Annotated in this window: 11 protein-coding genes; 5 read left to right on the top strand and 6 right to left on the bottom strand. The window is 39.9% G+C overall.

Annotated elements, in window-relative coordinates; translation table 11 throughout:
* Positions 1-133: 133 nt before the first annotated feature.
* From porW to ribH, 5 genes are all read left to right on the top strand, one after another.
* A complete protein-coding gene (gene porW, locus DBX24_RS02860; protein ID WP_160223928.1) occupies positions 134-2,494 on the top strand; it encodes a type IX secretion system periplasmic lipoprotein PorW/SprE in 2,361 nt (786 codons plus the stop codon).
* A 428-nt stretch (positions 2,495-2,922) separates the two neighbouring features.
* Positions 2,923-4,050, top strand: a complete 1,128-nt coding sequence (locus DBX24_RS02855; RefSeq protein ID WP_120488476.1) for a hypothetical protein — start codon at positions 2,923-2,925, stop codon at positions 4,048-4,050.
* Positions 4,051-4,109: 59 nt separating this feature from the next.
* Positions 4,110-4,637 carry an adenine phosphoribosyltransferase gene (locus DBX24_RS02850; RefSeq protein WP_120488477.1) on the top strand — a complete coding sequence of 176 codons (528 nt, stop codon included), beginning with the start codon at positions 4,110-4,112 and terminating at the stop codon, positions 4,635-4,637.
* Between the two features lie 86 nt (positions 4,638-4,723).
* Positions 4,724-5,419 carry a tetratricopeptide repeat protein gene (locus DBX24_RS02845; RefSeq protein WP_160223927.1) on the top strand — a complete coding sequence of 232 codons (696 nt, stop codon included), beginning with the start codon at positions 4,724-4,726 and terminating at the stop codon, positions 5,417-5,419.
* Between the two features lies 1 nt (position 5,420).
* On the top strand, positions 5,421-5,903 hold the full coding sequence (gene ribH / locus DBX24_RS02840) for a 6,7-dimethyl-8-ribityllumazine synthase (protein ID WP_120488479.1): 483 nt from the start codon (positions 5,421-5,423) through the stop codon (positions 5,901-5,903).
* Positions 5,904-6,273: 370 nt separating this feature from the next.
* On the opposite strand, the gene DBX24_RS02835 is transcribed toward ribH, so the two are convergent.
* The 6 genes from DBX24_RS02835 to DBX24_RS02810 all read right to left on the bottom strand — a co-directional run bounded on the left by DBX24_RS02835 (position 6,274) and on the right by DBX24_RS02810 (position 13,124).
* On the bottom strand, positions 6,274-7,035 hold the full coding sequence (locus DBX24_RS02835; RefSeq protein ID WP_120488480.1) for a succinate dehydrogenase/fumarate reductase iron-sulfur subunit: 762 nt from the start codon (positions 7,033-7,035) through the stop codon (positions 6,274-6,276).
* A 26-nt stretch (positions 7,036-7,061) separates the two neighbouring features.
* Positions 7,062-9,074: a fumarate reductase/succinate dehydrogenase flavoprotein subunit gene (locus DBX24_RS02830; protein ID WP_120488481.1), complete on the bottom strand. Its 2,013-nt coding sequence runs from the start codon at positions 9,072-9,074 to the stop codon at positions 7,062-7,064.
* A 42-nt stretch (positions 9,075-9,116) separates the two neighbouring features.
* On the bottom strand, positions 9,117-9,779 hold the full coding sequence (locus DBX24_RS02825) for a succinate dehydrogenase cytochrome b subunit (RefSeq protein WP_160223926.1): 663 nt from the start codon (positions 9,777-9,779) through the stop codon (positions 9,117-9,119).
* Between the two features lie 159 nt (positions 9,780-9,938).
* On the bottom strand, positions 9,939-11,705 hold the full coding sequence (locus DBX24_RS02820; RefSeq protein WP_120488483.1) for a ComEC/Rec2 family competence protein: 1,767 nt from the start codon (positions 11,703-11,705) through the stop codon (positions 9,939-9,941).
* 58 nt (positions 11,706-11,763) lie between these two features.
* On the bottom strand, positions 11,764-12,279 hold the full coding sequence (locus DBX24_RS02815) for a DUF6973 domain-containing protein (RefSeq protein ID WP_120488484.1): 516 nt from the start codon (positions 12,277-12,279) through the stop codon (positions 11,764-11,766).
* Positions 12,279-13,124: a hypothetical protein gene (locus tag DBX24_RS02810; RefSeq protein ID WP_260392834.1), complete on the bottom strand. Its 846-nt coding sequence runs from the start codon at positions 13,122-13,124 to the stop codon at positions 12,279-12,281. Before DBX24_RS02810 ends, DBX24_RS02815 begins: the two co-directional genes overlap by 1 nt.
* Between the last annotated feature and the right edge of the window lie 149 nt (positions 13,125-13,273).

Genomic DNA, 13,273 nt, shown 5'->3' with positions numbered 1-13,273 from the left:
GTTTAATTGCGGGCAAATTTAGGAAAATTTTGATACTTTTGAGGGCTCAAATAGTGAATTAATTTCTACTTCGGAAATCTAAAAAATAGCTGCTGTACAATAAAATTAAAATTCATTAGTTAATGAAATCATAATGAAGAAAATCATATTTCCTTTTTTCCTTTTAATGCTGCTGGTAGCCTGCAAAAGCACCAAAAAAGCACAAAACAAAAGTGTAGGTCTCAAAGGTTTTTATACCTATTATAATACCTTGTTTAATGGTAAGGAAGCCTATGAAGCCGAAATAAATAACCGGAAGAAAAATCATCAGGATAATTTCTATACCGATTATATCAGCTTGCTCCCAAATGAAGAGCCAGAGCTCAATTCTGAAAAATCAAATGAACTAGGTCCAGAGAACAGCGTTTTATTTACGAATAAAAATGCTATTGAACCTCCGCAAACGGGAGGGAGTTCCTTGCAGGTAACCGAAGCCAAAGCCCTAAAAGCCATCAGTAAATATTCGGTAATAAAAAATGGAGAGGAGAGGAATAAAAGCCTTTTTGATGCCTATATCCTCCTCGCTAAAGCAAGGCTGATGATGAATAAACCCGTAGAAGCCCTTGATGCGCTCAACACCCTTGTGAGCAATATGCCGAAGTATAAAAAGTTGTCATTAGCTAAAATTTATCAAGCAGAGGCTTATACTCGGCTTGGGGACTACTACAAAGCAGAAGAGGTATTCCAAGAAGCACAGAAAGACCCGAAAATAAAGAAGTCTTATGCCAAGCTCCTTTCCCTCTACTATGCTGAAATGCTCTTAAAAGCGGGCAAAAAAGAAAAGGCCGTAGAGGAGTTGGAAGAAGCATTCAGGCTTAATAAAAACCGACAGTTAAGAAGCCGTATCGCATACCTTAGGGGGCAAATTCTCAATCAGCTTGGGAAGAATGATGAAGCAAGAGCCAGCTTTACTACCGCTTATAAATATGCTAACAGCTTTGAGTTTGAAGTAAAGGCTCAAGTAGAAATCGCGAAGACTTTTACCTCTGGTGATAATTATGACGAAGCCAAGAAATATGTAGAAGACATCAGTAAGAAAGGCGTATATCTCTCTCGAAGAAATGAGTTTTACTATGCTTTGGGGCTTATGGCAGACAAGGCAGGCAAGAAAGACGAAGCCGATGCCTATTTCAGGAAGTCCTTAGAGGGAGAGGCTTCGGATAAGCAGATTCGTGGGCTCGCATTCTACCAAATCGGGAAAGCCTATTTTGATAAAGATGATTACATCCCCGCAGGGGCTTATTATGATTCTGCTATCGCTGTGATGACCTATGCGCCACAACGGGAAAAACTCGCCGAGCAAACCAAAAATATTAAGAAGATTACCCAGAATTATTACCTCATTAAAAAGAATGACAGCATCCTTGCCCTTACCAAAATGTCTGATGCCGAAAGAGAAGCCTACTTTGGTAAGATAATACAAGAGCTAAAAGAAAAAGAGGAAAAAGAAGAGCGAGAAAGACGCCGCGCCGAGCGCTCCGAAGGCTTTGATACGGGAGATTATAATGCCAACTCTGCATTTACCTCTGGCAGGCTCGAGGATTTTTCTTCCCCGAGAAACAAAGGTGGGTTCTACTTTGCCAATGCCAGCACCGTAAGTAAAGGAACCAACGACTTTAAACAAATCTGGGGCAATAGAACCTTAGCCGACAATTGGCGATACTCAAATAAAATGGGCTCGATAGAAGAGGAAAAACAAAAAGCAATGGGTGTAGAATCTCCAAAAGACCCAAGACGCTTTGAGGTAGCCTTCTATACAGAGAAAATCCCAACCGATGAGGAGCAAATAGCTCAACTGAAAAAGGACAGAGATACCGCCAGCTTAGGACTGGGCAGAATGTACGAGAGCTACCTCTCCAAAACGCCACTCGCAACCAAGACGCTCTACGATTTGGTAGATTCCAAGCCAGAAGATGAGGTGAAACTCCAAGCGCTATACACCATTTTCTCTATTAATTACGAGAAAACACCAGAGGCAGCAGAGCGGGCAAAGCAGCTCATTATACAGGATTTCCCTCATACCCCTTATGCGGAGTTTGTGAAGAATCCTAAAAATACCAACTTCTCTGCTACCTCAGACCCGGAAGTCCAGAAGCGCTATACCGAAGCCTATAATCTCTACTCTGAGGAGAAGTTTGAAGAATCAAAAAACATCATAGAAACTACAATAGAAAACTATCCGAAAGATGCTTTAATTCCGAAATTTGAACTCCTAAGGGCATTCAACACGGGGAAAACGGTAGGTAAAGAAGTGATGATTCTTCAGCTCGAGCAGCTCGCACTCGGCTATCCCAAAACAATGGAAGGCGAAAAAGCAAAGCAAATGCTCAAATACCTGAAGTCTGATGTAGAAGTGGAGCTTAGAGACGAGGCAGGCGAAAAAATAGACAAAGCTCCGGAAAAGAAACCCGCTCCCAAACAGCAGAAGCCCATTAGTGAAGAAGATTTAGAGTGAGATAGACTCCCCAAACCCTAAGGTTTGGGGTTTTTATTTCATCTCAGATGATTATTAAAATAAATCCTGCCGTGCTACGGCTCACTAATTAGTGAAAGCTCGTTTTTATTTATTTTCTATCTTTCACTAATTAGTGAAAGCCCATTTTTGTTCATTTTCTGCTATTCACTAATTAGTGGAAGCCCGTTTTTGTTCATTTTCTCCTTTTCACTAATTAGTGGAAGCTCGTTTTTGTTCATTTTCTACCTTTAACTAATTAGTGGAAGCAAAAAATTTTTTTTCCATTCACTAAATAGTGAAGGGAATTTTTTTTCATTACGAAATAATACTAAACCCAAGTTGAGATAAAATATCATTTATAAAAAAAAGCGAACAGCCATTCGCCAAAACTCCTATTTTTTTTACTTTTGCCGAAATAAAATTCAGCTATGAAACAGTTTTTTATCTTTTTAACGGCGATGCTCCTCCTCGTTTCCTGCAAGAAAGACAAGGTAGATGCAAGCAGTACAATGGCTTTCCAAGAGAGTATTAATGATATGGCGTCTGGGCTTTCTACTTTGGAGCAGATAAAATTCAATGAAGCGCTCTACATCCTTAAAACTTTTGGTGTAGAAGGAGAAACCGATTTAGAACGAATGAAAAACCTCGCACACCTCCTCGATGCTAAGAATGTAAATGAAATCTTGGCACTCGCCGATAGCATAGCGATAAAAAATGAAATAGAATGGAGCAGTACCGCCCCTCCATCATTAGGTGAGACGAGTATTTTTAATAATGATAAAGCCTCTGAATATGACCCGAATGATATAAAAGCAGCCGCTTTGGAACTGGCGGTTACCGAGATAAAAAGAGATTCAGTGTCAGGAGCTACGGGCGTAAAAGCCGTCCCAAGATTGGTAGATAATGACGGGCAACCTGTGGAATTTAGCAATGCCGCTTTGGAAGTTACCTTTGAAGTGTATAGCGGTGGCGAAAAGCTCTTCTCTACCAAAAATCTGATGCAGAATAATGATTTTGCGGGTTTTAATTTTAATTTCATTAAGCTATCAGCAGATAAAGTAGTAGATGATAAAGTAGATATCACCGTAACGGTGAAGACAACCCATAAGAAGTTCAAAAAATCCAAACGAGGGATTAAGGTAAATCCAAAATCGCTCAACATCCCTGCACCAGCAGTAGAAGAAGAGCCCGAAGAAACCGCTCCAAGCACAACCGATGAAACCCCAGCTGAGACTCCAGAAGGAGACCCGAAAGTTACAGTTTCCAAGTTTCTGAGCAATCTCAATGCACAGAATTTCCGAGGGGCGTATAGCTCTTCCGAGAACCCTAACTGGGGAAGCTACGATGATTTCTCTAATCCTGTTTCAGGCTTTGGAGGGGTGAAGAGCCTTTCTGTAAAAAAACTTTCTCCTGCTAAGGTAGAAGGTAGCTCGGCATCGGTTTCGGCAACTTATGAAGTAACCGATAAAGAGGGAAATTCTACTACGCTGAATGTAACCTTTAGCCTTAAAAATACCAATGGCGAGTGGAAAATTTCTAACTATAAAATCAACTAAAAAAATATAAAACCGCCAGATTATCGCGCGGATATGAATTTGAAAATAACAAATACCGAATGAAACTTATTGAAAAACTGAACGAAACCATTGTAAACATCCCAGATTTCCCAAAGGAGGGGATACAGTTTAAGGATATCACGCCCATTTTTCTTAACCCAGAATTATACGAAGAGATTATCGCCCGTTTCGTAGAAAATGCAAAAGGTAAAGTAGATGCTGTTTGCGGTATAGAGAGTCGCGGCTACCTCTTCGGAATAGCGATAGCTGTAGCACTGAAAGTACCATTTATACTCATTAGAAAAAAAGGAAAACTCCCCCCACCTTTCATCGGAGAGAAGTATGACTTGGAGTATGGAACTTCCGAAATAGAAATGAAAACTGGGCATATAAAAGCAGGGCAAAGAGTCTTGATACACGATGATTTATTGGCAACGGGAGGTACTGCTATTGCAGCCGCTAAGCTGGTAGAAAGGCAGGGAGCAAAGGCTACGCTTTTCAGCTTTCTGATAGAGCTGGAAGCACTCGGTGCGAGGGAGAAAATTGATAAAACAGGAGCAGAATTATTCAGTATTTTGAAGTATTAATCCATTATTATTCACTTTAAACCTTAGTTTCGGCTATTGGTTTATTAGACTAAAAAGATTACATTTGCAGACATTTTATTAGAATTATGGCTAAACATAAGAAACAAGTAGAAGGGAAAGAAACCGTAGAGTTTTTTCAGGAATTAGATAGAGAAACCCTAAAAACCGAGAAGTTTTTGGAGCGAAATTCAAAACTAATCATAGGGATTTTCATTTTTATACTCGGAGGGATACTCGGGTATTTCGCTTATCAGCAGTTCGTCATCACTCCTAAAAATGAGGAAGCATTAAAAGGCTACTTTGCAGCGCAAAAGAACCTTGAATTAGGAAAAGAAGCAGATGCTCTCGGTGGTAAATCTGCTGTAAATCCTGGCTTTTTGGGAACTTCCAAAGAGTTTGGAGATACTAAAATCGGGAAGCTCTCGGCTTATAATGCTGCGTCTATTAAGTTTAAAGACGGGAAATATCAGGAAGCGTATGACCTTTTTAATCAATTCTCTTCCAGCAATGATATTCTAATGGCACTAAAATATGGTGCAATGGCAGACTGCAAGGTGAATCTCAATAAGAATGATGAAGCGCTTTCACTTTTTGAAAAGGCAATTTCTTCATCAGATGATGACTATACTGCATACTATTTTACCAGAAAGGCAGGAGTGTTGGCAATTAGCATCAATAAAAAAGCAGAGGCAAAGAAATACTTCAGCACGATTGATGAGAAGTATCAGGATTACGACAATGGTATGTCTGACGCTTATATAGAAATGGTTAAATATTACTAATATGGCTACTGTAAACTTATCTGAATACAAGCCACTTGATATAACTAATGCCGATGAATTTTCAATCGGCATTGTTGTTTCGGAGTGGAATGATTTCGTAACCGAAAACCTGTTTAAAGGGTGTTTCGAGACCCTTATAAAGGAGGGTGTAAAGGAGGAAAACATCAGCGTTATTCGCGTGCCTGGAGCTTTTGAGCTTAGCTATGCATCTATGCAGATGTGCAAATCTGAGAACTATGATGCCGTAGTGGCTATTGGTTGTGTAATCCGTGGGGAGACTTCCCATTTTGAGTTCATCTGCTCTGGTGTAGCACACGGGATTACCCAATGCAACACCCAAACCAATACCCCCGCAATATTCTGCGTACTCACTGATGATAATAGCGTACAGTCCATCGCACGAAGCGGAGGACACCTCGGCAATAAAGGTGTAGAAGCCGCAGTTACCGCCATTAAAATGGCTTATCTTCGCCACCATCCGTAGCCCCTTAGCAGGGGAGGCGATTATTTTAAATAAAGTATCTCTATTCAGATACCTTTAAAAAACTCCCTATTCTTATAAAAGAAAGACAATTCAAATAGTGTGGAAAATTCCCTCTCTAAGGAGAGGGATAAAACTATGCACGGCTGGAGTAAAATCTCCTCGCGTCAGGAAGATTTGCTGTTGGCGTCAGGAAGATTTGCTGCTGGCGTTAAGAAATTTAGAGCTGTACGGGAGGTTGTTTATCAATGATTTACAAAGGTGGGTTTTTCTTCTATCAAGTAGAAAATAAAGCAAGGCGGTAAAAATACCGCCTCGCAATAGATAACCTAAAAACAAAATATAACTTTATGAAAAAATAATATTTCCTGAATTAATCAACATACGCAGAGAGGTATTCTCTGTTGAGTCTCGCGATGTTTTCAAGGGAGATACCTTTCGGGCATTCTACCTCACAAGCTCCTGTATTGGAGCAGTTACCGAAGCCTTCCTCATCCATAGCTTTTACCATATTGAGAACTCTTCGTTTGGCTTCCACTCTACCTTGTGGCAATAGGGCAAACTGAGAAACTTTCGCTCCTACGAACAGGGCTGCAGAACCGTTTTTACAAGTCGCCACACAGGCACCGCAACCGATGCAGGCAGCAGCGTCCATTGCTTTATCAGCATCTTCTTTTGGTACGGGGATGGCGTTTGCATCGAGGGTATTACCAGAGGTATTTACGGAGATGAAGCCTCCTGCTGCCATAATTCTATCAAATGCACTTCTATCTACCACCAAGTCTTTAATCACTGGGAAAGCAGCACTCCTCCAAGGCTCAATGTGGATGGTCTCTCCATCTTTAAACATACGCATATGGAGCTGGCAGGTGGTGATTCCTGTATCTGGACCGTGCGCTCTACCATTGATGTAGAGGGAGCACATACCGCAGATACCTTCGCGGCAGTCGTGGTCAAATGCTACAGGTTCTTTGCCTTCGTTTACTAAATTTTCGTTTAGCATATCAAGCATTTCCAAGAATGATGAGTCTGGTGAAACGCCTGAAATCTTATAGGTCTCGAACTGACCTTTTGATTTATTGTTTTTCTGTCTCCAAACTTTCAGAGTCAGGTTTAATCCTTTATGGGTACTCATTGGTTTATCAATTATTATATTGGAGATTATTTATAACTTCTTGTTTTTACTTCTATATTTTCGTAGATGAGCTCTTCTTTGTGCATCACTTCGCTATTGATATCCTTGCCTTTGTATTCCCAAACGGCAGCATATTTATAGTGTTCGTCATCTCTTTTTGCTTCACCTTCTTCTGTGGAGTATTCTTCACGGTAGTGTCCTCCGCAGGATTCGTTTCTGTTTAAGGCGTCGATTGCCATTAGCTGACCGAGCTCCAAGAAGTCTGCTACTCTAAGGGCTTTTTCAAGCTCTATATTCATCTCGTTAGCATCACCTGGAACTTTTACATCTTTCCAGAATTCGTTTCTTACTTCTTCTATCTCTTTTATTGCTTCTTCGAGGCCTTTGGCATTTCTCGCCATACCTACCTTATTCCACATAATATTTCCTAATTTCTTATGGAAATAATCTACGGAGTGGGTTCCTTTATTGGTCATAAAGAAGTTGATTCTGTCTTTTACTTCTTTCTCCGCTGCTTCAAATTCTGGTGTATCGGTAGGGATAACGCCTGTTCTAATATCCGCAGAAAGGTAGTCTGCAATAGTATAAGGCAGTACGAAGTATCCATCGGCGAGGCCTTGCATCAGTGCAGAGGCACCAAGCCTGTTAGCACCGTGGTCTGAGAAGTTTGCCTCACCAATTACGAAGCAGCCAGGGATGGTAGACATCAAGTTGTAATCTACCCACACACCACCCATAGTATAGTGTACCGCTGGGTAAATCTTCATTGGAGTTACATAAGGATTATCGGCCGTGATTTTTTCATACATAATGAAAAGGTTACCGTATTTTTCCTCTACCCAAGCCTTACCGAGGTCATAGATTTGCTGGTCGGTAGGGTTGTGAATATTTTTTTCTAAAGCTGCTTCCTTACCTTTTTTAAGGATTTCGGTAGAGAAATCAAGGAATACGCCTTCTTTTGTGTCGTTATTTTCAATACCAAAACCAGCATCGCATCTTTCCTTAGCTGCTCTGGACGCCACATCTCTCGGAACGAGGTTACCGAAAGCGGGGTACCTTCTCTCCAAGTAGTAGTCTCTGTCTTCTTCTTTTATATCTTGAGGTTTTAGTTTGCCTTCGCGAACGGCTACGGCATCTTCAATTTTCTTAGGAACCCAGATTCTTCCAGAGTTTCTTAGGGATTCAGACATCAGTGTGAGTTTAGATTGCTGAGTTCCGTGTACTGGGATACAAGTCGGGTGAATCTGTACGAAGCAAGGGTTTGCAAAGTATGCCCCTTTCTTGTGGATTTTCCAAGCTGCAGAACAGTTGGAGCCCATAGCATTGGTAGAGAGGAAATAGACATTACCATAGCCACCAGAAGCGATAACTACTGCGTGAGCAGAATGCCTTTCTATCTCGCCAGTTACGAGGTTTCTTGCGATAATACCTCTTGCTTTACCATCTACGATAACGAGATCAAGCATCTCATGGCGGTTATACATTTTGATTCTTCCTTTACCGATTTGTCGGCTCATAGCGGAGTAAGCACCGAGCAGAAGCTGCTGCCCAGTTTGTCCCTTAGCATAGAAAGTTCTCTTTACCTGAACCCCACCAAAGGAACGGTTATCGAGCTGTCCGCCATACTCACGACCGAAAGGTACGCCTTGAGCTACGCATTGGTCAATAATATTCACAGAAACCTCTGCGAGGCGGTATACATTTGCCTCTCTTGCACGGTAGTCACCACCTTTTATCGTATCGTAGAATAGTCTGTATATGGAGTCGCCATCACCTTGATAATTTTTCGCTGCATTGATACCCCCTTGTGCTGCGATAGAGTGCGCTCTTCTTGGGGAATCCTGATAGCAGAATGCTTTTACATTATACCCTTGTTCTGCCAGTGTAGCTGCTGCTGAACCTCCTGCAAGCCCCGTTCCTACAACGATAACATCAATCTTATCGCGGTTGTTCGGTGCTACGAGATTCATATGGTCTTTATGATTTTTCCATTTGTCTTTTAATGGACCTGCTGGAATCTTTGAATTTAGTACGCTCATTTTTTTAATTTAATAATTAATTTTACGCTAAATACTAATGATTTAAACGGTTTGAGAAATAAAGTGATATATAGCTACAATAGCAAATCCTACAGGGATAAGTATGGAGTACCATCTTCCGAGTGCCTTGATGAAAGGCGTATATTTAGGATGCCTTGCTCCAATAGACTGGAACGAAGACTGAAAACCGTGTGCAAGGTGAAGTCCTAATAATACAAAAGACACAAGATATAAGGCTACTCTCCATACAGCACTAAACTGCATTCTCAGGTGTTCGTAAGCAGTACCGTGTGCCTCAGCTCCTAAATAGTTTTTAGATATGGTAGGAAACCAAAAGTCTATAAGGTGAATAACGAGATAGATAAGAATAAACCCTCCCGAAATCATCATATTTCTGGACATCCAAGTAGAGTTTGCAGAAGCTCCACTTACAGCATATCTCACAGGTCTTGCCTTTTTATTTCTGATCTCCAAAACGAATCCCATTACGAAGTGGAAAATAACCGCAAACATCAAAATCGGTTGCATTAAGAACTGAATCAGAGGATTACTTTCCATAAAATGAGACCCTTCATTAAATGCATTCTCGCTAAATACAGAAACCATATTCAGAGAAAGGTGCATAATCAAAAAGATCAATAAGAACATAGCTGATAATGCCATTGCATACTTTCTACCTACTGTAGAACTAAAAAATCCTGACATAGTTTTTCGTTAAATTTTATATCCACAAAAGTAGAAATTGTTAAATCATTTTAACAAGGGGTTTTGGTCATAAAACAAAATTTTGTATTTTATCTAAATAAATCAGGGCTTTGTTCTCGTGGCTTTTATGCTCAAAAGGAAGTATACTGTAAGGGAATTTTAATCGGTGTTTTGAGTGTCGTATAAAGTTTTGTTATATAGTATTTTATTCACTTCTTTGCCGTAGGTTTTGCATTCTATATTTTTAGTTCTGGAGTGTATGGAATAAGGGAGTAAAATGTATTTTTTTATCTGTGTAGAATCTCCGTCTTCGGGTATGTAAAATATTATTTTATTATTATTCTTAATAGAAAAGATATTTTTCCTGTAATGTTTATGCACTAAAAATTCATCGGTGTTATAGGCTAAAATATTAAAGGTAAATCTTAGAGAAAGAAATATTAAGACAGAGAAACCTATCCATATACTGTTTTTAGCATTAAAGTTAATCAATAGAGACCTAAGGAAGTAGATTGTAATGCCTAAAAAGACAGCTTCTATAATATTCATTGGGATTTGCTCAATGAGCAGTGTGTCAAAGCCAGCGAAGAAGTGTACAGTATTGAGGAAGAGAGAGGAGATGAGGTCGTAACCCTTTTCTAACCAGAGTATCTCAAAGCCGAGACCTATGAATATCGCCATAAAAACAGAATAGATAATTACTACTTCTGCTAATGGAATGGCGAAGATATTAGACACCAAGGATATTAAAGGAAACTGATGAAAATAATATAAAACCAATGGTAGCGTGGCAATTTGTGCTGATAGTGTTATCGATATTATGGATGAGAAGTACTGATATATTTTGCTATCCACTTTTGGGAATAGCTTGGCAATAGGTCTATTAAGCCAATAAATCCCAAGTACTGCCGAGAAGCTCAGCTGGAAACCTACATCAAACAGCTGGTGAGGATTAAAACCGAGAATAAACAGTGCTGATAAACTCACGGACTGCAATAAGTCAGGTTTTCTTTTGAGCAACACATATATATAATATATACTAATCATAATGCTCGAGCGCACCACCGAGCTACCATAATCTATAAACACCGTAAAAGCCCAAATAAAAGCAAGGGAGAAAAGCACTCTCCATCTTTTAGATAACAGCCAAATCTGGGAAAGAAGGAAGTAGGCCAGCCCAAAGATAATCACCATATGTGAGCCTGAAATAGCCAGTATATGCACCAATCCCGTTCGGGTAAAGTCATCATTGGTAGCCTCGTCTATCTCTGTACGGTCGGCAAGGATAATCCCTTTCAGCAGTTCTTTATTGGCTTTTGGGAGCTGGGATTTATCAATTTTTCTGAGGACATTTAGCCTGTATTGCTTTATTTTTTCGGTAGGGGAGAGGTAGTTTCTCTCGGCGTGTTCAAAAGCATTAGACAAATAGATTTGATAATAAATCTCTCGCCTGCTCATATATTTACTGTAATCAAACTGATAGCTGTGCTCAGGTTTTTTAATCCTGTTAATAAAGCCTTTTCCTCTGTAATAATGCGTATAATCCAGCTCTGGAAAGTCTTTTGGGATGGATAGCGTAGCTTTTATCGGTCTTGATTTATCCAGAATAATGACTTCATACCTTTTGTTTTTAAGGTTTGAATTGAGTTTTTTGTCGAGTATAAAGGTGATGATTTCATCTTTTTGAAGCGGGAGAATATCTCTTCCCTGTCTTAATGAAAGTGAAAACGCCCCAAGACCGAAAAATAAAATGCTGATGAATACAATTGAAATATACCGTACATAGATTTTCAGTGAGGCTAATGAAAGTATAAAAGCAGTTGCTACCAGTAGATAAATCCACATTCTATCGCAAGAAAGCGCATCTTGAAACAAAATCCCAAGTACGAAAGCTATACACGATATAAGTATGGGGTAGCGAGGCATTAAAACTCTGATTAAACACCCCTCAAAAGTAGGTCTATTTCCTTAGACTGCCAAAGGTTTAATCCTTTATATATACCAGTTCGTTTTGTGAGTTTGAGTTTTCATCGCTGAGAATTTCTGCTGTTTTCAGCTTATCGAGGAGTATGGGAATAAAGAAATTCATCTCAAAGAATTGTCGGTGTATTCCATTGAGCATTTCTGTGAAGATATCCATTCCCACCTTGTTATTATGCAGGTCCATTTGCTTTTCGAGGGGGAGGTTAGGGAAGAGTTCTTCGTGTGTATCTGTCATCTTTTTGCACCAGCTGAGGGCTTTGCGTGGGGAGGAGATTTTACAGCAGTACATCAGAATGGTGCAGCACCAGAGTGCGTGCCTAAAGGCATTCCCTTTTCCGCTCTTATTGTGAGTATTGGGGAAGTATTTTTGGGTTTGATGAATCGTTCTCATCGTAGCATAGAAGCTAAGAGCCGAGAATAAAGGATGCCTGAGCAAAAGCCCAATAACCCGCATCATCTTAGGAAAGCTAAGGGATTTTAAGGCATTAAGTAAGGTGTTGAGATGAGCTAATATCATTATCCTTTTGAGTTTTCTAAGCTCATTATTTTAGAATTTTGAAGCCGTTTCAGGTAGATGGGCTGATATTTTTCTATGTAGATGGCGATGCTTTCCAAGTTTTTACTCTCTATATAATGAGCGATATTGTCCGATGAATAGATAAATTGAAGGAAATTATCAATCATATTTACTGGGATTTTCAGCCTTGTGAAGTACTCGTCTCCGAAGTATTTTCTCACAGCGCTAATGTTTCTCGTCATTTTCTCATATTCGTGCAACCGCTCTTTTTTCTTCTGTTCTCCCGAGATAAGGTCGTAGATTGCATTCAGGTTGAGCGATAGCCCACCGCCTGCAAAGGCTAATGGATCTGAAGTTTGTTCTCCGCTTAGTTTAGGCTCTGGCAGCCCGATTACCTTTCGTACTTCTAAGGTCTTTTCAGCTGCTTTTAGTTTCGCTACATCAGCGTGGAGGTTTCCTGTGGGTTTGAAGCGAATCACCACTTCTGGGATTTCTATATACGCTCGTTTCAGTTCTATAAAATTGTGGCTATTGTTGAGCATTTCCTGAGATACGCTAATATCTTTCCTCTCGGAGATAATGGAGGTAAATCTCACCTTATCACCTGCTTTTACACTGAGGCTAAATTCGCCATTGTAGTTTGTGAGTACTGTTTTGTGGGTGCTCAGATTGGTTACATAGATATGGTTGAGGAACACCTGTGCGTCTTCTTTCATAAAGACTTGTCCTCTGAATACCTGTGCGCCCAGTCTTATCTGAGCTATAACTACGATAAAAATAAAAATAAACCGCGCCATTTGCCCTGCAAAAATACTCGTTTCTCTTTCCCATCCGTCTATTTTCACAAACTTTAACTAAGAGGCGAAGTATAAGGTTTTATGGATTATATCTGTTTTTAGTTTGTAGGGAGGTAGCTCCAGCTAAATAAAAAGTCGAGATTATCATTTTAGCAAAAATCTTACTGTTTTTTATCAATTTTTAGGTTCTTAACCTA

Origin of the sequence: Bergeyella cardium, assembly GCF_009914665.1 — a bacterium.
GTDB classification, from domain to species: Bacteria; Bacteroidota; Bacteroidia; order Flavobacteriales; family Weeksellaceae; genus Bergeyella_A; species Bergeyella_A cardium.
Note: the sequence above shows the minus strand (reverse complement) of the source record. Positions and strands in the feature narration are given on the sequence as shown.